Here is a 19,567-nt window from a genome sequence, read left to right as displayed (position 1 = left end):
TGGATAATTACACCCTAAACATACGAAGGTACAAAGACATAAAAAAAGTACAACCGAAGTACTCCCCTTGCTCAACGGAACGACTGCGCATGTTTAAACCTTTCCGTATAGGCAATTTTGCTGATCGATGGATGGGCCGTTGGCGGTTTTTTCGTTTTGTACTAACTTCCGTTCCGGGAGGCCGCATCCATAAGTCGGCTATTGTATCATTTTTGCTGAAAACCTACCCTAATTACACGATGACTCTTGATTTGACCGGCATAAAAACCAAAGCAGCATTGCACCAGCTCTTCAAAAACGAACTGCAATTTCCGGACTGGTACGGTGTGAGCTGGGATGCTTTCTGGGACTGTATTGTCGCGGTGGTAGAAATGCCCGAGCAGCTAACGCTAGTGCATTGGGATGAGTTTGCCCGGGAGTGTCCGCGCGATATGCAGATTCTGCAGCAGGTAGTCCAGGATTATGGTGCCACCATGGCACCGAAACGCATCGTGCTGGCTTAGCATTGTAGCGGGTGGGGTACCCGGATACCAGCGATTCGATTCACCAGAGTTCCCTTATTTTGACTACGACAACCCGGGATTTGGCTACGTACGGGGTTTTATTGTTGCGGAATTTTGCCAAAACAAAAAACCAGAAAGCACTATGATACTAGTAACAGGAGCTACCGGACACCTGGGTAGAGCAGTCATGCAATTGAATACGTTTCTGGTTCTGTAGCAAGGTACCTGTTTGGAACGACATCCTATACTCCAGAGGAATCTTAGGCCCAAATCGACGTAATAGGTAATCGCTACACTGAACAGATGGATAAATCGACGGGACTGTAAAAGAAGAGTCTAGCCAACGCGTCATCTATAAAAAAGACCAGGTAACTAAGAAGTTTCACTCCCTCAGCCAACTGTATTCAAACTGCGCGTAGACGATGCGTTTGTAAGCGTCCTTCTCGTATAGGACGCCGATTTTGTCGTCGGCCTGAACCACTAGATCAGAATAAGCCGCCGAGCCGCTGTAAATCACTTGGCCCGATGACCAGGTTTGGCCATTATCGGGACTGGTACGAACGGTGAGGTTCTCGCGTTTGGTCTGGCTGTTGGCATTGGAAAAAAGAAGTACGGGTTGCCCTTTTTTCGGCTGGTAGCTGATCAGGCTGCCCTCACAGACCGGATCGGGTAGGCCTTCCATGACCCGTACTTCCTCCCACGTGGTACCTGCATCGCGGGTGAAGCCCTGCAAACGGTACTTGACATCGCCCGATTGGTTGCGAAAATTCAATAGCAGGCTGCCATCGGAAGTTTCGGCGGCGGTGGCCTCGTTGCCGCCGGCATAGTCGAGGCTGGGACTCAGCTTGAATGTCTGACCGTGGTCGTCGGAGTAGTAGGCATGGGCGGCGTAGTCGCGGTAATGCTCCTGCGGTGGACCCGCCGAGTGGTTGGCTGCCACAAAAATCCGCCCCCGGTATTTCCCGTTCCGGATTTGCAGCGCGTGGCCGGGCGTATTGGCGTAGGAACGCCAGTCTTCACTGAACGTATAGGTAGGGTTGGTATTGGGGGCGTTGGGCCGCGAGGTCAGCAGTGTGATGTTCACAGGGTCGTTCCAGGTATGGGCACCGTCAGTACTGGTTTTGTACCATATTTCCCGCACCGCCTTACCCTTGCGGACATCGGCCTCGTGAGCGGTACCTGTGTTGTAAAACAGGAAAAGCCGCCCCTTCGGATAGGCCGGGTCTGTAAGGTCGTAGACCGGTGCCGGATTGCCCGCCTGGTACTCGGCGTAGTCAGCCACCACCTGGAGCGGCCCCCAGGATCTTCCGTCATCGCTGCTACGTTTCAACACAATTTCCACGTCGCCGAAATCGCTGCAACTGGTGCGCCGGGCTTCGGCGAAGGCCAGCAGATCGCCATTGGGTGCTTTCACGATGGCCGGTATACGGTAGCAGAGGTACCCCTCTTGCCCGCTTTCAAAAACGGTTGTTTCCATAATGCCCGCTTTGTCAGGTACCTTGCTCCCCATCGTTCGGGGCGACTGAACGGTCTGACAGGCAAAAAGGCAAAAGTTTAGGAAAAGGGCGACCAAGGCTGATGAATTGCGGATGCGGGACATTACGGGACATTAAAAGTTGAATTTGGGTTTTCGCTTGGCCTTAAAATTAGAGCTAATATTAGTGAATGATAAGAAAAAAAGGAACAGAATGGATGTTGGATGCTCACCTAACCTACCTTCTTTTGCGCGAATAGGTCCGAATTCTGAGCCGTAATAAGTTGTGAAGTGGTCAACGATTTTTGCGGCAGGAGTGGCTGGTACCTACTCAACCCAGGGCCTGATCCAGAGGCTTAGTTTTAATAGACCCACGCAAAACCTGCGTAATGGGATGCAAAAATCCTACTGGTGGGTGCTCGGAATTATTGAGTGAAGTAATGTGATATTACTCATTTATAAATAATTCATTGTCATTTAATTTTCATTCCAGGGATCAAGGGAACCGTTTCGACCAGCTCAAGGGACTTGACCATAGCCTGTGTCCCGTTTTTGTATTTGATGAAATGAGGGGTTTGCAGATGCGCCCGGTACGCCGCCGTATCCGCATATATTTCCAAAATTGTGATGTGATTGGGGTTTTTCTTTTCCGAGACAGCGTACAAGGTGAGTACACCAGGTTCGAGGCGCACCGAAGCTTCAATTTCCTCCTTCAATGCGGCTTTATAACTTTCCAATTGGGTCGAGTCGATGACGAGTTTTGCCAGTCGCACCATTTGATTATTCTCTTGCGCCAGGGTACTATTGCTGATAAAAAAGGGTAGCATGATTGTAATGAGAAGCAGGGCTAATCTGCCCGTTTTTTTTGTGCGCATCATACTCAAGGGTATTTATAAATAAGAAGTTGTTATTTGTAGGATTCATTATTTACTCAGCAACAAAACCCAGTCGCCAGGGCCGGGACAGACAAAAGTCTGTGGATAAGTAAATGATTTTTTTACTTCCTGTCTAACCAACCCACCGACGTTCAAACCCATATCCTACACAAACTGATTCGGAGGGTACCCTTCATTTAAAAAAGACAAATAACCCAATGATGATGAAGGGTACTACCAACAAAAGCATGAGGCCCAGTAAAATCATGATGGCAATGCGGTAGGGGTGTTTTAGTACATAATTCTCTGTTGAAGTAAGACTCAGTTTTTCCTGGGGCTCTTCGGCTTGTTTGACCTTTTCAGCCACCAAAAGATAGGGGGGGATCAATGCTTCCAGGGCCTCCAGGTCAACCGTCTTCATTCGATACGCATAGGTAAGCTGCAAAGGATCGAGGGATAAGCTTTGCTGTCTTCTGATTTTATCGTCAGTATGGAAAAGGGTGGTGAGTGCCTCCTGTACCTCGACATCTTGGAGAATATTTTCGCTCCATGCTTTGGAAGCTACCCAGGCACTGAGAAGGCTCCTCGGATCTTTCAGCTTTATCAGCTCGCGCCCCCGCTTTTTATTGACATAGTTGGCAAGCCAATTGCTGATGGCGTTCGAGTCTCCCACCATAAAACGAGTGGGTACATTCAATTTCATCGCCAGCGTCACCCGACATCCTACAAATTCCTGGTAGCGGATTTCTCCGGCATATTTTGTCCTTTTCAAGGGCTGGAACCACAACTCCAAAGGACCTAGCTCCGTTTCCCGGATGTATTTTAATCGTTTATCTCCCTGGACAAAATGATTTTTCTCTAGAAATGCAGTAAGATTTGGGTTGGTCATGGTTCCATCTTTTTGAGTAGGTACCCCGAAAATAGAATTTCTTGTAAACCCTACCCAAAACAGTTAGCAAACGGTTGCGGATCGACAAAGCTATCTGCCCCAAGGCTCTACTTCTCTCCCAACGACTTTACAAACAAAATCACCGATTCGATGTCCGTGTCCGAAAGGATACCCTGGAAAGAGGGCATTTCGGCGTTATAGCCCTTCACGATTTTAGCGGTTGGATTCAGGATGGATTCCCGTAGGTAGGCGTCATCGGCCACCACGGTAGTACCATCTTCGAGCGGACGCTTGGCGCCGTATAAGCCCTGGAAGGGCGGGCCGTACATGCCTTTGGTTTGGGTACCCTGCGAATGGCAGCCCGCGCAGGCGGTCTTGGTAAACACCGCCTTGCCCTTTGCCACTGATGCTACCTCGGTAGCTTTACTCGCTGTTTCCCGGCGGGCTGTCAGAAGGTTGTAATCCACATTAGTAAAGCCATACTTCGCAGCGGAGAGGTCTTCCAGGTAGTTAACCGTAAACCAGAACTCGTCGGCTATGGAGTGTCCATCTTTGGCTTTTACCTCATAGGCTACCTCCATTTGCATCACTTCGGCCATTTCGGGTACCAGGAGCAGCACCGACTTTTGGTCGGGAGAAAGGTAGCTGGCGGACACGGGTATTTTTTCTTCGCCCGTTGAGCCGTCCAGTTTATAGTGCCCGGAGCCATACTCTTCGGTCCGGAGGTAATTGTATCGTTTGATCTGGAAATTATCGGGATTCGTAGCCGTAGCAGCATCGAGGGGAGAGTCGAAACGCAACACGATGCCCTGTTTACCTGCCTCGAATGTATTCACCATGTAGCTGGGTTTTCCGGTGTAGCGCAACCGTAGCAGCGCACTCAGCCCTTTGGAATTGGACCCCCACAAATTAAAGCCCGCCACGTAGAGCTGGCCATCCTTCGGGTTGACGGTACCCTTCGAAGTAGGGGCGGGATAGTCGGCATGGATCATGGAGAGCCCGCCCTGAATGCCTTGCGAAGTAGTGTCGATCAATACCCGAAACAGGCCGGGGCGCCCAAAGGAAAAATGCACCAGATCGCCATTCAGTGGGCCCATTTGGGTACTCGTCACCCAAGCCTGACCAATGCTCGACTGATCTACATGGTGAGGAATCCAGGTCAGCGGCGGGGCAATGGGCGGATTATCCGTGCGGTGTACCGTAGGACTTACGCCATAATAATCGCCTTTTTTGATCAAATAAATGGGCGAAGAAGGTACAAAATTGCCCTGCTGATCGGAGGCGGTGAGTACCCCGGTCTGAGGATTGATACCCAGATACGGTCCCCGCAAGCCAGTTGCGATGACTTCGAAATCGCGCCCATCGGGCGTGATACGCAGAATAACCCCGTTATGCTCCGAGCCTTTCCGAAAGCCCTTGGCCACCTGGGGTGTCACGCCGGGGCCATTGCTCAGGCTTCCGCCCTTGGCCACGTAGAAACCTCCGCCGGGCGCAGGTACCATGTCGCCCGCCCACTCGCGGCCCTCGGGCGACTGGGACATGACGTTGGAGAAATTCTCGTAGTAGTCGGCCACACCATCATTATTCAAATCGTGCAGCCGCAGGATGCCTTCCCGGCCGAACACGTAGATCTTTTCGTCCACTACCTCGATACTCATGGTTTCATGCATACCGGAGGCAAAACGCTTCCACCGCAAGTTTTGCAGACCGCGATCAATACCGTCAATCGTCCATACGTCCCCTTCAAAGGTGATAACGGCCGCGCGGCCGTCCTTGAAGAATGAGACATCCGCTACGCGTACATTCCGCTTCCAGGGATTAGGTAGGGGTAAAGTCAGCTTGTCGGTCACGAAGGCCGCCGTATCGGGTGCCAGGGTACCCTGCGTAGCCACCTCCTGCTTCCAGTAGGCGGGGCCGCCCTTTTTCAAGTCGGGCAACGTAATTTTGGTAGATTTTGCCGCTTTCTCAAACTGCTTGATGAGGCGGGCCGGGCCTTTCCATACCAGGACGGTAGCTTCGGCCCCCTGAGCAGAGGGAGCTACCCGAACCGTCAGCAGGTTTTTTCCGGAAATTTCGGGCGTCAGGATACTTTTTCCTTTGCCTGCCACCCCCACGGCCGTAACCGTATCCTGCTGGGTACCCTGATAGATGTACACAAAGCGGCCATCCTGCTCTACTTTCGTTCCGTTGGGTACCTCGGCCAGCACCAGTCCCAGGGGGGTAGGCGAGGTACCCATTTTGAAGGTCCGGGTAAAGGCGGTCTGTCCGTCAAACTCCCTGCTGCCCGGTAGTTCCAGAATATCCGTGCTTCCTACCGTATAGCTGAGACCTACCTGACTTCCGTACGTATACACGCCATTCCAGCGGGCCTCCTGGGCGGGCAGCGGGAACCAGTCGGTTTTGGGAATGGGAGCCGCAAAGGTAGATTGCCCGCCTTGCAGCGTAACCCAGCCCGCGTAGCTTCCGGTGGCGAATTGCGGTACGCCGGCGATCTTGGCCAGCTTGTTGTTCTTGTTGAAAAAATCATCGTAGGAAACCTGGGCCATCAGGTTCATGGGCATGAACTTACGTGTCCAGGCTACTGACCACCGCAACAGGTCGGTATCGAAGCAGACATATGCGCTGTCGCCCAGTTTGATAGCCAGTGTACGCGCCGCCTGATTGTCTTGCGGAAAGCCCGGTCCCAGTTTCCGCGCATCGATGGAGGTAGAAATGAACGGAAAGTTAGGCTCGACGAAATTACCGATTTCCAAAGAGTCGGGTGGCGTGGATATAACTTTGGTAAAATGGGAGTTGCTGGCCAGGAACAGGGCAGCCAGGAGCAGAATCCCGGTGGAAGCCAGGCTGTATGCAGTACGCGAAAAATTAGGCATCGCTAGGTATTGATTGACGTGTGAAGGAGGCTTTGCTAAAAAATTAAAGGCTTAAGAGAGGTACCTATACCGAAACATGCGAGGGTACCTTGTGTGAAACATTCTCTCCGATATAGTGACGATGAAAGCCGGTGGGTACCTCTATTTTTATCGAAAATCTGAATTAAAGAATCCCACGACCGAACCCGCCTGGCAGGCCAGGCCGTAGGGTACCGACCGGGTACCTACCTTATTTCCGCATACCGTTCAGGACGTTCACATCCATTTCCGAGAGCTTCTCGCCGCCTTTGATGCCAAAATCCAGCGTGCGAATCGGGAACGGAATCATAATATCGTTGGCGTCGAAGGCTTCTTTGATATACATAATGGCTTCGTGGCGGCCTTGCAGGAACGTAGGCTGTTCGGTATCCTTCATCCAGATGCGAATGTTGAAATTGATGGAGCTATCCCCGAATTCGGTATAAAAGAGCGTCACCTCGTCATCTGGCGAGCGGACGCTTACTTTCAGGGCAGCCTGAATGGCGATGTCTTTCACTTTCTGTAAATTATCCCCGTAGGATACTCCTACCGTCAGATCCAAGCGGCGCTTATGCAGGGCGGAGTAATTCTCGATCGTGTTCTGAAAAACGTCTTTGTTAGGAATAATCACCCGTTGCCCCTGAAAAGTGCGGATCATGGTATCGCGCAGGTTGACTTCCTCCACAATGCCCATGTGGTCGTTGGACTTGACGATATCGCCCACCGCCAGGGGCCGCCGGAACGACAGAAAGATACCCGACATAAAGTTGGCAGCGATATCCTGAAACGCAAAAGCCAGCGCCAGTCCCAGGATTCCCGCCCCGGCCAGGATCGAAGTGACTGCCTTGTCGAGATTCAGCACGCTGAGCACGACGAAGAACACCACCCCCACCGAAATGGCGTAGACGAGTGACGAGAATAGGGTATTGATGGTTTCGATGTGCGAAACCTTCCGGATGAGTTTCAGGGAAATCCTGCGAATGAATTTGGCAATGAAAAGCCCGAGCACCAGAATGAGCGAGGCCAGCACGATGTTGGGCAACAGCCGGATGAGTTCCTTAACCCACACCGTGAGCTTGTTCGAGATTAAGTCAATGGCCTGGTTGATATCGAGGTTCATGTCGAGTTTTATTCTTTATTTTTTGCTAAAACTTTCTTTTTAAACGGCCTGCCGACCCAAATGGTTTAGAAGGGCTTTAAACGAAGAAAGGAGAAGCACGGCTTCTCCTTTCTCAATCGGTGTACTTTTAAAAAGGCAGATCGTCATCAGAGCTGCTGGGTGCAAAGGCGGGATTGGGGGGAGGGCCAAAGTCGCCGGACACGTTGCTGGGAGCCGATTGGCCGCTGCCGGCTTTTTCTACTTTCCAGGTTTTTACTTCGGTGTACCAACGTTGGTTATACTCGCGGCTCTCTACGTCTACCGATGCCGTTACGGCATCACCCACGTTGAGGCCAAACTGATCGATTTTGTCGCCCCACATCGCGATGCATACTTTCTTGGGATATTGCCCTTCCGTTTCCAGAATGAACTCCTGCTTGCGCCATGTGCCGTTTTTTCCCTGGCCGGTCACTTCGGGAAGGATCGAAATGACGTTTCCTGTTATTTCCATGAAAATGATTTTTTACTGATTTAATTGGAATTGAATACGTCCAAAAGTAAAATATTTAGCCCGCATATCAAAAAATGCCTTCCGGCTAGTTGCCTATGGCGTTCAGCCCATCAGTTTGAAGCCTTCTCCGTGCAGATTCATAATCTGTACCTGTGGATCATCTTTGAGGTGTTTGCGGAGCTTCGTGATGTACACATCCATGCTGCGGGCGTTGAAGTAGGTATCATCACCCCAGATTACTTTCAGCGCAAAGCTGCGGCTGATGGGCTGGTTCAGGTTCTGGCAAAGTAGCTTCAACAATTCGGACTCTTTGCTGGTGAGGCGCGTCGTGTCGCCGTTCCGGCTCAACTGCTGATGCTCATAGTCGAAGGTGTAGGTACCTACCCCGAATATGTCGGGTTCTGGCTCGGGGGCGCTTGTCCGGCGGTACCGCCGCAGAATGGCCTCAATGCGGAGCAACAATTCGTCGCGGTCGAAAGGCTTGGTGATGTAGTCGTCGGCACCCATCCGGAAACCCTGAATGGTATCTTCTTTCATGGATTTGGCAGTCAGAAATACGATAGGTACATCGCGACCACTCATGCGGACTTCCTTCGCTAGAGAAAAGCCATCCTTGCGGGGCATCATTACATCGAAAATGCACAAATCATACTCGCCGTCCACAAAGCGCTGCCAGCCTTCCTGTCCGTCGGTGGCGAGTACGGTAGGGTACCCTTTGTCGGTCAGATATTCCTGCAGCAGTGCGCCCAGGTTCGGATCATCTTCTACGAGTAACAGTCGGTTCATGTAGTTGACATTGAGTAGTTGAAACAGAGCCGCCGAGTTGGTCGACAGCCTTTTAGTAAAACCGGCAGTGCTATTTTGAGAGGGTACCTATAAGATGCATTATTTATTAATACTCCTTTAAAACAGCACCAGAAAAGAACTGTCAACCGTTCGTGGCCAAGGGGCCACTGAACACAGGCAACCACAGGCTGAAGGTACTTCCCTGGCCGGGTTCGCTCGTGACCTGCACAGTGCCGCCGTGGGCATCGATCATTTTCTTTACGTAGCTCAGGCCCAAACCAAATCCTTTCACATTGTGCAGATTGCCCGTAGGTACCCGGTAAAACTTATCAAAAATACGCTGCGTTTGCTCGCGCGACAGTCCCAGCCCTTCGTCGGTTACTGCAATCCGGATACCCTCCCTTTCATTGGTAGTGCGTACTGTCAGATGTAGTTTCTGAGGCGAATATTTGATGGCATTATCCACCAGATTGTACAGCACATTGGTCAGGTGTACCTCGTCGCCCTGCACCAGTTCCTCCGAGGCCTCAAAATCAAGCTCTACTTCGCCTCCACGCTGTTCGATCTGTACACTCAGGCTGTTGAGCACTTTGGCGATCACGTCGTGCATGTTCACGGGGCTTTGCTTTAGCTTCACCTCACCCTTATCCAACAGGGCCATTTGCAGTACCTTCTCCACGTGGGTACCCAGGCGCCTGTTTTCTTCCCTAATAATGCCCAGGTAGCGGTCGATCCGGGTTGGAAGCTCGTTTGGCGAAACCGAATAGGCATTTTCACGGGCCATGTCGGTAGCCAGGGCGATGGTCGAGATGGGGGTCCTGAACTCGTGGGTCATGTTATTGATAAAATCATTCTTGATGTCCGAAAGCTTTTTCTGTTTGAGTATGGTGCTCACTGCCACATAAAAGCAAATCAGGATTACCAGCACCAGTACCCCCGAACTGGCAAACATCGCAGACATATTACGAAGGATATAGCTTTTCTGATCGGGGAAATACACATAGAGCAAATTGTTGCCACTCAACATTTCGCTCGGAAAAAGAGAGGCTTTATAAGCCCGCTGTTCCCAGTCGCCCGGCCGCTGCTCGGCGGTTGAAAAGAGTACGTTCTTATTGGCTTGTGCCCGCACGGCAAACTCGTAAGGCAGCGTTATGCCATTCTGAATCAGTTCCTTTTTTAACAAAGAATCAAGCAAAAAACGGTTAACCCGCTCTTCGATAGGACGCTGGGTGTACATCAGATCCTGCATTACCTCCCGCAATAGATCGGCGCGGTCCGGCGTCCGGCGGCCTAACGTCTGGCGGTCGGTACGCTGCGGGGCCGCGGTTTGTTGATCCGATTGGGTGGCCGACTGAGGTTGCGATTTGGTCGATGGGTTTTTTTGGGGCTTGTCAGCTTTTGCTGGCGTCAGGGTTTTAGTAGAGTTGGTGTTTGCTAGACGCCTGGGGTCGTCCGCCATGGATTGCAGCACATTGCCCAAATTCTGTTCTTCCGCGATGCGGCGGCGCATGAACTCGTCCAAACCAGCCGCGCCAAGCTGCTGGGCTTGGAAAAACTCCTCGATAATCCGCTGCTGATGTTCGGCCATGACCCGGAAATTAGGGCTCAATACGTCCGATGGTGCAACTTCAGAAAAGTACTGGTAGCTCACCTCCCCGCTGGGTCCGATCGAGATTTCCATACCCGTTGGCACCGGAGTTTGCCGCACGGGTTCCTGCCGAGCCGCCACCCGGGTCCTCGAGGCGTTTTTCGACCGTTCGGAACGTGATGCCTCATTGACCTTCGTAATCTGTTCAAGCCGGGCCTTTTGCTGTTCGTTCTCGATGCGTTGCTGCAGGAGGTACATCATTTCCTGCTTTTCGAGCCGGTGTACTACCTGTTGCACCGATTCGGCTACCTTATGGTTGAATTGTTCGTTCCGCACGGCAATCGCCTCCCGGATAAAGTACCATTGGAAGCCGATCAGTCCGATCAGAGCCAGGCACATCAACCCTACAATATGTTGTATTCTTCTTTTTGTCATTTTTTTCAAATCCTGATGCAACCTTCTCTGTTTTGATGCCGACTTTATCAAAATCCCGGTTACGGATTATACGCTGGGTCCTGTTACAAAGTACGGCCTCCACAATTCGATCCCCAAGTTTTTAACATACTTTAACATCCTTCTATTGTGGCTGAGTACTTAACTTTACAAACCATTGATTCACAAACCAAACCAAAAGATTTGTCATGAAAAAAACAATTTCCAACATCATAGGCCTAGGGCTGGTGCTGATTCTGGGTGCCGGAGTGGCAGCTACCGCCCAATCGGCCGATGAGAACAAAACCACCATCCAGGTGACAGTAAAAGAAAAAAAGGATGGTAGGACCGAAGTGAAGGAGCGCCGCTATGAAGTGAATCCCATGTCCGATTCTGAGCAGAAGAAGTTTGTTGATAAGGTACTGGATTCGCTGGGTGTAGATGGCAAAGGACAGCAGCAAGTCAGTATCATTGTCAACGATAACGAGGGTAAAATCAGGGTAGAGAGCCGCGGGGCGGGAGCGCCCACCCTGGCTAACCGCAACCAACGGCAGCGGGTCGAAATCAGAAGCCGCGATCAAAATGAGCCTCTGATACTCGACTGGCGGGATGGCGAGCACCAGTTCCATTTCGATACGGACGAGCTGCGGAGCAGCGTACGCCGGATGCAGCGGGACCTGGAACCCGGCCTGAACGAACTGCGGCGGAATATAGAGCCCGGCCTGAATACCATGCAGAGAAGATTTGAAGGCTTTGGTGACCGCATGAATGGTCTCTGGACTACCGAGTCGGCCAGTAGTATACGGTCTCTTAATACCTACCCTAACAATCCTGACAATAACCTGCTTAATCTGCGGTTCAGTACCCCTGACAAGGGCGACGTGCACATCACCGTGACTGATACGCAGGGTAAGGAAGTAGGTAAGAAAACGATTAAAGATTTCAGTGGCGAATTTGTCGGACAGATCGAGCTGAAGAAAAATACCAGAGGTACCTTGTTCGTAACCGTAGTTCAAAACGAAGATGGTATGGTACGCCGGGTTGTGATAAAATAAAACGTTGGCAGTATTTCTAATGCCCGCCTCTGTCGACAGAGGCGGGCATTTTTTGTGTTAAAAAAAAAGGGAAAAATAACTGCCAGTTGGGTAAGAATCGTAAATTTGCCAGTTAAGTCCTCCTACTAATTGGAATGCATTCAACTACGCAACTATGCTGAATCTTGTACTGTTTGGTCCTCCGGGTGCTGGCAAGGGTACCCAAAGTGAAAAAATAATTGAAAAATACCATTTGGTACACCTGTCTACCGGTGACCTTCTGCGCTCACAGATTCAGGCAGGAACTGAGCTGGGTTTAAAAGCCAAAACCCTGATGGATCAGGGGATTCTGGTGCCGGATGAGGTCGTGATCGGCATGATCGATTCGAAGCTCAGCGAGAATGAAAAGGCTGCCGGATTTATTTTCGACGGCTTTCCACGTACCGTTAAGCAAGCCGAAGCATTGGATCGTTTGCTAGCTTCCTACAATGAAAGTATCACCGTCATGGTGGCGCTGATCGTGCCTGACGAAGAACTCAAAAAGCGTCTGCTGACCCGCGGCCTCACTTCCGGGCGCCCCGACGACCAGAACGAGGAAAAAATAAAAACCCGCATTCACGAGTACAACAGCAAGACCACACCCGTGGCCGATTACTACCGGCAACAAAACAAATTTGTCAGTGTTGAAGGGGTAGGAGAAATAGAGGAAATCTTTGAGGCAATCTGCGGGGCTGTCAAGCAGGGGGCCTAACCGAGCGCCAAGTGTCCTGACGGAAGGCGTTTATATAAGGTAGCCTACAAAATTTGTTGAGCATTCCAACCTCTCTGCGCTAGAATGGAACTCAATGGTATATAAATCCGTAGAGGAAGGCATGGCATCATCCAATTTTATTGATTACGTAAAAATTAACGCCCGTTCCGGGGCGGGTGGGGCGGGTTCCGTCCACTTCCGCCGTGAGAAATATGTCGACAAGGGCGGACCCGATGGCGGAGACGGCGGGCGCGGTGGCCATGTCATCCTGCGGGGCAATACCCAGCTCTGGACTTTACTGCACCTGAAATACACCAAGCATGTACGTGCCGAAGCTGGAAAAGCGGGTGAAGGAGGACGCCGGGCGGGCGCTCAGGGCAAGGACATAATCCTGGAGGTGCCTTTGGGTACGATTGCCAAAGACGCCGAAACCGGGGAACAACTGATGGAAATTACGGAAGACGGGCAGGAAATGATCCTGCTGCCCGGCGGTAGGGGAGGGCTGGGTAATGACCACTTCAAGACATCCACGAAGCAGACACCCCAGTACGCCCAACCCGGCGAAGAGGCCCAGGAAGCCTGGATTGTGCTGGAACTCAAAGTACTGGCTGATGTGGGCCTGGTGGGGTTTCCTAACGCGGGCAAATCGACCCTACTCTCGGTAGTGTCGGCGGCTCGTCCCGAAATTGCTGACTACCCGTTCACTACCCTGGTACCTAATCTGGGGGTGGTGGCCTACCGCGATTATCGCTCCTTCGTGATGGCCGATATTCCCGGAATTATCGAGGGGGCTTCCCAAGGCAAAGGACTGGGCTTACGTTTTTTGCGCCATATTGAGCGCAACTCCCTACTGCTTTTTATGATTCCAGCGGACAGTGAGGACATTGCCGCCGAATATCAAACCCTTCTGAACGAATTATTACAGTACAACCCTTCCCTTCTGGATAAGCAGCGACTGATCGCTATTTCAAAAATTGATTTGACCGAAACCAGTGAAAGAAAAAAGCTAACGAAGAATCTGCCGGTCGATGTACCAAGCTTATTTATTTCTGCAATTACACAAGAAGGAATAGAACAATTGAAGGACCTGATATGGAAAACCCTGAACGAGCCTTTGTCCGTTAGCTAATTTTGCGGTCAAAATATTGCTTGCGGGTGGTTCTTGTCTGATATTGTGCAAAAGTTCCCTAGAGAAAACCGCTATATAGGCATGAAATTTATTGGGCGTTTGCTTTTGGTTACATGGGTAACCTTAACAAGTATTTGGGCAAAGGAAGCCTACGGCCAGGTTAGCATAACCTGGCCAACCAGTCGAACGGTCCTCCAAAGAGATAAGAACAATTCGGCCACGGTGTACATCCGGGGTACCTATGCCCGTACCGTTGATCGGGTGGAAGTGCAGTTAAGGGCTATCAATGGGGGAGCTACGTCGGGCTGGATTACCATCCAAAATAATCCCCAGGGAGGTAGCTATGCGGGGCAAATAGATTGGACCGGAGGCTGGTACGAAATGGAAGTAAGAGGCTGGTGGGGCGACCAGTTCGTGGGCAGCTCTACGCTTGATCGGGTGGGAATCGGAGAGGTGTTTTTGCTGGCCGGGCAGTCCAATGCTCAGGGGTACCTTGGGTATGGAGGACCCGGCGCGGGCGACGACCGGGTCAATTGCATCAATTATTATAATTTGGACCCCCCATCTGATCTGCCTAAGCCCGAATTCGTGCATTTGAATTCTGATTCATACATTTCTCCTCGTGGCAATTCGGCCTGGGCGTGGGGACGCCTGGGTGATTTGCTAGCCAGTCGACTAGGGGTTCCTATTTTGTTCTACAACGCGGGTTGGTACGGCAGTGCCATCAAAAACTGGCAGGAAAGCATCAATGGTACCGCCTATTCCGTCTATAATGGTGATCCATTCGTTCCCAGCGGAATGCCGTACGGAAATCTCCGGCTTATTTTTCAAAATTACCTACCCGTTACCGGGGTAAGGGCTGTACTGTGGCAGCAGGGCGAAGCAGATAATTTCACCAGTACCTCCAAGGCAGCCTATAAAAACGGCCTCCAGGCAGTCATAAACCAAAGCCGGAACGAATCGGGCAAAAATCTCTCCTGGGTGATCGCCCGTACCTCTTACGACAACCAGCGAGGCAGTAGGGCGGAGGTAATCAACGCACAGAATGAGGTGGTAGCCGCTATATCCAATACTTTCCTGGGTCCTGAAACCGATAAGATACAGGCTCCACGGCCTGATGGCGCTCATTTTCAAAACGAAGGGCTCACTCAGCTCGGAGAAGGGTGGAATGCGTACCTGAACGACGATTTTTTTGCCCGGTCCGAACCCTTCAAGGCTATTTCTCCCCCTCAGTTCCGTCTGGCCTGCGGCCCTAACAATACAGTTTCAATTGCGGTAGAAGGAGGTAACTATACCTCAGTAGAGTGGAACAACGGACAAAGTGGTACCAATATTTCGGTCGGAAATGGCCGGTATTCGGCTAAAATAAAAGATGCTGCGGGTCATATCTTTTATTTGCCTGATATCGCGATTTCCAATCAAATCCGTCCCTCAGTACCCTTGATAATCCTGGAAAACGGTGATAAAATCTGCCAGGGAAGTTCAGTTGCCCTGGTGGCATCCACCAGCGATAATATTCGCTGGAGTACCGGGCAGACCCAGCAGCGCATCACGACCAGTACTGCCAGTACGTTCACCGTAACAGCCACCAGCGTATACGGATGCGAAGCTACTTCGGCCCCCGTGACCATTGGCGCCTTCACCACCCCTCCACCCCCAAAACCTACGGTTACGGTCATAGGGTCTACTACTTTCTGTGCCGGTGGTGCTGTGACCCTGAAGACAGATGCCAGTCTGCGGAGTATCTGGTCAAGCGGACAAGAGGGTACCTCTATCGATGTCGGCCTTACCGGAGACTACCGGGTGGTGTCGGTTGACGACAATGGGTGCCGCTCGCCGGAATCCGATCCGGTGACTATCAACGTCAATCCCCTACCCTCTCGTCCCTCCATCAGTGTCAGTGGGAACACCACCTTCTGCGCCGACCAGAACGTGACCCTTACCTCGAGCTACGCAGAAGGCAATCGCTGGAATATCAATACATCCGATCGCTCGGTAACGGTAAATACCTCCGGAGAATACTCTGTATCGGTGACCGATGATAATGGCTGCGTAGCTACCTCCGACGCCGTTCGGGTTCAGGTCAATCCTCTGCCTGCCGTTCCTACGGTCACCGCTCTACGCCCAACTACTTTTTGTGAACGGGATTATACGGTATTGCAATCCAGCAATTCCAATACTTACCGCTGGAACACAGGCAGTGGTCAGCGCGAGCTGGAAGTGAGGGCGTCGGGTAACTATTCCCTCAGCGTATTGGATGCAAACGGCTGTCAATCTCCGGTTTCCGCTCCCATAGAGGTTACTGTCAACCCCTTACCCGCCCGGCCCGCTATAGAAGCTTTGGGGGCTACTACGTTCTGCGCAGACAAAATCCTCACATTACGGGCTACCCAAGCAACGGGTTATGTCTGGAGCAATGGGGCGGTCAGTAGGGAAATCACTACCAATCAAACTGACTCGTACCGGGTGCAGGTAAAAAATGAAGCAGGTTGCCTTTCGGATGCTTCCGACGTGGTGGAGGTCCGAGCACTTCCGCTTCCCAATGCCCCGACCATTATCGTGTCTGGCCCCGCCGCGTTCTGTGAAGGGGATACTGTTCGATTAACGGCGAGTGCCAACGGGAAATTGATCTGGAGCACTGGTGCGACCGGCCAGACCATTGCGGTTGGAACTACGGGCAATTATTCTGTGCAAATTCAGGGGAACAACGGCTGTTTTTCGGCTTTTTCGCCACCCGTACGCCTTGAAGCCAAGCCCTCTCCTCAGCAACCGGTCATCCGGCAAGTCGGAACATACACTTTGGAAGCAAGCGGTACTCTGCCGGATGAAGAGTTTTCCTGGCTTCGTAATGGCACCGCTTTGCTCGATAAGACGCCCGTCATTAAAGCTGTGCAGGCAGGTACCTATACCGTACAAGCACTTGTGCAGTACAGCGAATCCCTTATCTGTGCATCGGCCTCCTCAACCGTTTACACATTTGTACCCGAAGTAGGAGGCAATGGGATGAGCGTGTATCCGAATCCTGCCCGAGAAGGGCTAGTCACTCTGGAAACGCTGCAAAATCTTGAAAACGCCACCGTACAAATCCTGGATTTGAAAGGTGTGGTCGTCCAATTCTTTTCCATTCCGTCGTTTGAAGAGCGTAAGACGATTAACGTATCTACGTTAGCTGACGGAATATATATTATACGAATCCAGGCTCCGGGTTTCAAAGCCACACAAAAACTAATGATAGGGCAGTGATGCAGGTGTGGCAAAAAAAGGATATATCCCAGACAAAAATAATCTGCTATTTTTGTGAAATTTTTGCCTTGCTACCAAACGCAACCGTTTGGAGACGAGGCTTTTTACAGTAACCAATACCTTTATCAGCACACTTCAAATGCATAGTACGTCTACTCTTGTTACTTTAATTCATACTCTGTTTTGGAGCGTTGTAGTTACTCTTAGTAATCCTACCCAGGCACAAATCAAAATCACATCTCCAACTGACCGTTCTGTCTATCAACGTGATATCACCGGTCAGACCACTATTTCGATATCCGGTACCTACTCGCAACCAATCGATAAGCTTGAGGTAAGGGCCGTTCCGGTAATTCCGGGACAGGGAATCGCCACCGATTGGAGTACCCTACAGGATAAGGTATCGGGTGGAGTGTTTTTGGGTACCCTGCGCTTGCAGGGAGGGTGGTACACCCTGGAGGTACGGGGTGTCCGGGCGGGCGCAGTTGTCGACCGGGATGTGGTTTCTCGTATGGGGGTAGGGGAGGTGTTTCTCATTGCCGGACAGTCCAATGTACAGGGGCTGAGCGAAACGCCAGGCCCTGCCGCAACGGATGACAGGGTCAATTACATTGTATACGATAATACTGTCAATTCGCTCTTTGACCCACCGGCTCCTACATTTGCACATCTGGAGTCTACCGTAACGGTTGGTCCACGCGGACAAACCGCCTGGTGCTGGGGAATGCTTGGCGATCAATTGACCCGCAAACTCAATGTGCCAGTTCTTTTTATCAATACGGCCTGGGAGGGTACCTCCGTGCAGAATTGGGCCGAAAGTGCCGCCGGAAAACCCACTAAAAACGCTTATGGAGGCTTTCCCTATCCGGCTCAGATGCCCTACGGAAACCTGTTGATTTCTACTCATCACTATGTACATCAATTAGGTGTGCGGGCTATCCTCTGGATGCAGGGCGAAACAGATAACTTCCCACTGCATACCAGTGCGACGGCCTACCAGCAGGACATGCAATTCCTAATCAATAAGCTTAGCAGCGATACGGGTAAGCGCATCAACTGGGTAATATCCCGCACTTCCCGTGCTCAAAACACCGATTCAAACCAATCTACCACGAGCCAGGCCGTACTCAACGGGCAAAATGCCGTGCTCAATACTGCTTTCAATAGTACTTTTCCCGGCCCCGAAACGGATAATTATTATGTACCCCGTCCTGATGGTACCCATTTCAAAGGACAGGAAGGATTACGTGTTCTGGCCGATCTTTGGAATAATTCACTGAATACGACTTTTTTTTCCACCATTACCCCCGTTCTGCCCACTGCTGCCCCTAGTCTTACAACATCGTGTGGCCCGGATAATGCTACGGTTAGCCTGAGCTTGCCAGAAGGCTATTCGTCGTATTCATGGTCGACAGGGCAAACTGGAAAAAGCATCGCCATTACCTCCCCGGGTACCTACCGCGCCGTGTTGAAGGATGTCTACGGCAACGCCATTCTGAGTCCCGCCGTGACGCTGAATACAACCGTTCGGCCCTTCAAACCTACCATCGTTCCGGGGGGCAGCAGCAGGCCTGCGCCGATTCGGGTTTTGTGTTCTCGGCTTCGGGGGGGACCGATTTTTTCCTGTGGAGCGACGGCAGTACCACCAAGTCGTTCAAAGCTTTGCAATCGGGAAATTATACCGTAAAAGCCCGTAATGTTTTTGGCTGCGAGTCGGAAATATCTGCTCCCGTCACGCTTACGGTACGTCCTAAAATCACGCCGCCAGTCCTTGAACAATCGGGGCCTTTTAGCTTGAGCAGCGCTATTCCCGAAACCGGCCTCAATGAAAAATACGAATGGAAAGTGGGGAATAGCTTTTTAAAACCTGAAACACCAGCCATCAAAGTGACCCAGTCGGGTAGCTACACGTCCCGCGCCAAGGCTGTCTTTACGCTGGGGAGCAACAATTCCCTTACTTGTTATTCGGCGTTTTCCGCTCCGTTCGCCTATGACACCTCGGAGGGTGATGGGGTCGTGATTTTTCCTAATCCCAGCCGGGGGGGATTATTGCAATTGAAACCCGCGATGACCTCACAAACGCCGAAGTAGCCTTTTATAATGTCAATGGAGCCATTATCCGCACCCAGCATTTTGCCTTACTCAATCAACGTCGCACCATCGATGCCCGCGCGCTACCTCCGGGATTGTACATTGTGCGGGTTAGGGCTCCGGGACTGGACGTAACCAAACGTATTGTGATTGATTGATAAAATATAACTTCCCAAAGGCTCTCCATGAAAGGGACTTTTGGGGGCTACACACTTTGTGATTTCTGCTTCTGACGCATTTGGTTGGTAACCTTACACCATGTAATTTTGAG

16 protein-coding genes are annotated in these 19,567 nt (G+C 51.3%); 8 read left to right on the top strand and 8 right to left on the bottom strand.

Going from position 1 to position 19,567, the window contains the following annotated elements:
- Positions 1 to 89: 89 nt before the first annotated feature.
- Positions 90 to 503: a barstar family protein gene (locus tag GBK04_RS11285; RefSeq protein ID WP_152759720.1), complete on the top strand. Its 414-nt coding sequence runs from the start codon at positions 90 to 92 to the stop codon at positions 501 to 503.
- Between the two features lie 382 nt (positions 504 to 885).
- On the opposite strand, the gene GBK04_RS11280 is transcribed toward GBK04_RS11285, so the two are convergent.
- The 8 genes from GBK04_RS11280 to GBK04_RS11245 all read right to left on the bottom strand — a co-directional run bounded on the left by GBK04_RS11280 (position 886) and on the right by GBK04_RS11245 (position 11,051).
- On the bottom strand, positions 886 to 2,103 hold the full coding sequence (locus GBK04_RS11280; RefSeq protein WP_373330895.1) for a sialidase family protein: 1,218 nt from the start codon (positions 2,101 to 2,103) through the stop codon (positions 886 to 888).
- A gap of 347 nt (positions 2,104 to 2,450) precedes the next feature.
- Entirely contained in the window at positions 2,451 to 2,855 is a 405-nt protein-coding gene (locus GBK04_RS11275; protein ID WP_373330894.1) for a putative quinol monooxygenase, read from the bottom strand.
- Positions 2,856 to 3,045: 190 nt separating this feature from the next.
- The gene (locus GBK04_RS11270) at positions 3,046 to 3,741 is read right to left on the bottom strand and encodes a hypothetical protein (RefSeq protein WP_152759718.1); all 696 of its coding nucleotides are present in this window, start codon (positions 3,739 to 3,741) and stop codon (positions 3,046 to 3,048) included.
- A gap of 107 nt (positions 3,742 to 3,848) precedes the next feature.
- Positions 3,849 to 6,614 carry a DUF6797 domain-containing protein gene (locus tag GBK04_RS11265; RefSeq protein WP_152759717.1) on the bottom strand — a complete coding sequence of 922 codons (2,766 nt, stop codon included), beginning with the start codon at positions 6,612 to 6,614 and terminating at the stop codon, positions 3,849 to 3,851.
- 229 nt (positions 6,615 to 6,843) lie between these two features.
- A complete protein-coding gene (locus GBK04_RS11260) occupies positions 6,844 to 7,752 on the bottom strand; it encodes a mechanosensitive ion channel family protein (RefSeq protein WP_152759715.1) in 909 nt (302 codons plus the stop codon).
- Between the two features lie 127 nt (positions 7,753 to 7,879).
- Positions 7,880 to 8,242 (bottom strand): DUF3127 domain-containing protein, encoded by a 363-nt coding sequence (locus GBK04_RS11255; protein ID WP_152759714.1) that lies wholly within the window; start codon positions 8,240 to 8,242, stop codon positions 7,880 to 7,882.
- Between the two features lie 102 nt (positions 8,243 to 8,344).
- On the bottom strand, positions 8,345 to 9,028 hold the full coding sequence (locus GBK04_RS11250; protein ID WP_152759712.1) for a response regulator transcription factor: 684 nt from the start codon (positions 9,026 to 9,028) through the stop codon (positions 8,345 to 8,347).
- Positions 9,029 to 9,170: 142 nt separating this feature from the next.
- The gene (locus GBK04_RS11245; protein WP_152759711.1) at positions 9,171 to 11,051 is read right to left on the bottom strand and encodes a sensor histidine kinase; all 1,881 of its coding nucleotides are present in this window, start codon (positions 11,049 to 11,051) and stop codon (positions 9,171 to 9,173) included.
- Between the two features lie 206 nt (positions 11,052 to 11,257).
- Here GBK04_RS11245 and GBK04_RS11240 point away from each other — a divergent pair, with 206 nt between their 5' ends.
- The 7 genes from GBK04_RS11240 to GBK04_RS30520 all read left to right on the top strand — a co-directional run bounded on the left by GBK04_RS11240 (position 11,258) and on the right by GBK04_RS30520 (position 19,454).
- Entirely contained in the window at positions 11,258 to 12,103 is an 846-nt protein-coding gene (locus tag GBK04_RS11240; RefSeq protein ID WP_152759709.1) for a T9SS type A sorting domain-containing protein, read from the top strand.
- A 154-nt stretch (positions 12,104 to 12,257) separates the two neighbouring features.
- Positions 12,258 to 12,833 carry an adenylate kinase gene (locus GBK04_RS11235; protein ID WP_152759708.1) on the top strand — a complete coding sequence of 192 codons (576 nt, stop codon included), beginning with the start codon at positions 12,258 to 12,260 and terminating at the stop codon, positions 12,831 to 12,833.
- A 121-nt stretch (positions 12,834 to 12,954) separates the two neighbouring features.
- Positions 12,955 to 13,962, top strand: a complete 1,008-nt coding sequence (gene obgE, locus GBK04_RS11230; protein ID WP_152759706.1) for a GTPase ObgE — start codon at positions 12,955 to 12,957, stop codon at positions 13,960 to 13,962.
- 81 nt (positions 13,963 to 14,043) lie between these two features.
- Positions 14,044 to 17,205 carry a T9SS type A sorting domain-containing protein gene (locus tag GBK04_RS11225; protein ID WP_152759704.1) on the top strand — a complete coding sequence of 1,054 codons (3,162 nt, stop codon included), beginning with the start codon at positions 14,044 to 14,046 and terminating at the stop codon, positions 17,203 to 17,205.
- Positions 17,206 to 17,344: 139 nt separating this feature from the next.
- Positions 17,345 to 18,892 carry a sialate O-acetylesterase gene (locus tag GBK04_RS11220; RefSeq protein WP_373330893.1) on the top strand — a complete coding sequence of 516 codons (1,548 nt, stop codon included), beginning with the start codon at positions 17,345 to 17,347 and terminating at the stop codon, positions 18,890 to 18,892.
- Positions 18,868 to 19,296 (top strand): hypothetical protein, encoded by a 429-nt coding sequence (locus GBK04_RS30525; protein WP_373330892.1) that lies wholly within the window; start codon positions 18,868 to 18,870, stop codon positions 19,294 to 19,296. The genes GBK04_RS11220 and GBK04_RS30525 overlap by 25 nt, the downstream gene beginning before the upstream one ends.
- Positions 19,251 to 19,454, top strand: a complete 204-nt coding sequence (locus GBK04_RS30520; RefSeq protein ID WP_373331449.1) for a T9SS type A sorting domain-containing protein — start codon at positions 19,251 to 19,253, stop codon at positions 19,452 to 19,454. Before GBK04_RS30525 ends, GBK04_RS30520 begins: the two co-directional genes overlap by 46 nt.
- The last annotated feature ends 113 nt before the right edge of the window (positions 19,455 to 19,567 follow it).

The sequence above is a fragment of the Salmonirosea aquatica genome (assembly GCF_009296315.1).
Lineage (GTDB): Bacteria > Bacteroidota > Bacteroidia > Cytophagales > Spirosomataceae > Salmonirosea > Salmonirosea aquatica.
Note: the sequence above shows the minus strand (reverse complement) of the source record. Positions and strands in the feature narration are given on the sequence as shown.

Coding starts and splice junctions, on each gene's coding strand:
- GBK04_RS11220 (WP_373330893.1), top strand. CDS start 17,345: ATGCATAGTACGTCTACTCTTGTTACTTTAATTCATACTCTGTTTTGG.
- GBK04_RS11235 (WP_152759708.1), top strand. CDS start 12,258: ATGCTGAATCTTGTACTGTTTGGTCCTCCGGGTGCTGGCAAGGGTACC.
- GBK04_RS11255 (WP_152759714.1), bottom strand. CDS start 8,242: ATGGAAATAACAGGAAACGTCATTTCGATCCTTCCCGAAGTGACCGGC.
- GBK04_RS11280 (WP_373330895.1), bottom strand. CDS start 2,103: ATGTCCCGCATCCGCAATTCATCAGCCTTGGTCGCCCTTTTCCTAAAC.
- GBK04_RS11260 (WP_152759715.1), bottom strand. CDS start 7,752: ATGAACCTCGATATCAACCAGGCCATTGACTTAATCTCGAACAAGCTC.
- GBK04_RS11240 (WP_152759709.1), top strand. CDS start 11,258: ATGAAAAAAACAATTTCCAACATCATAGGCCTAGGGCTGGTGCTGATT.
- GBK04_RS11275 (WP_373330894.1), bottom strand. CDS start 2,855: ATGATGCGCACAAAAAAAACGGGCAGATTAGCCCTGCTTCTCATTACA.
- obgE (WP_152759706.1), top strand. CDS start 12,955: ATGGCATCATCCAATTTTATTGATTACGTAAAAATTAACGCCCGTTCC.
- GBK04_RS11285 (WP_152759720.1), top strand. CDS start 90: ATGTTTAAACCTTTCCGTATAGGCAATTTTGCTGATCGATGGATGGGC.
- GBK04_RS11245 (WP_152759711.1), bottom strand. CDS start 11,051: ATGACAAAAAGAAGAATACAACATATTGTAGGGTTGATGTGCCTGGCT.
- GBK04_RS11250 (WP_152759712.1), bottom strand. CDS start 9,028: ATGAACCGACTGTTACTCGTAGAAGATGATCCGAACCTGGGCGCACTG.
- GBK04_RS11270 (WP_152759718.1), bottom strand. CDS start 3,741: ATGACCAACCCAAATCTTACTGCATTTCTAGAGAAAAATCATTTTGTC.
- GBK04_RS11225 (WP_152759704.1), top strand. CDS start 14,044: ATGAAATTTATTGGGCGTTTGCTTTTGGTTACATGGGTAACCTTAACA.
- GBK04_RS11265 (WP_152759717.1), bottom strand. CDS start 6,614: ATGCCTAATTTTTCGCGTACTGCATACAGCCTGGCTTCCACCGGGATT.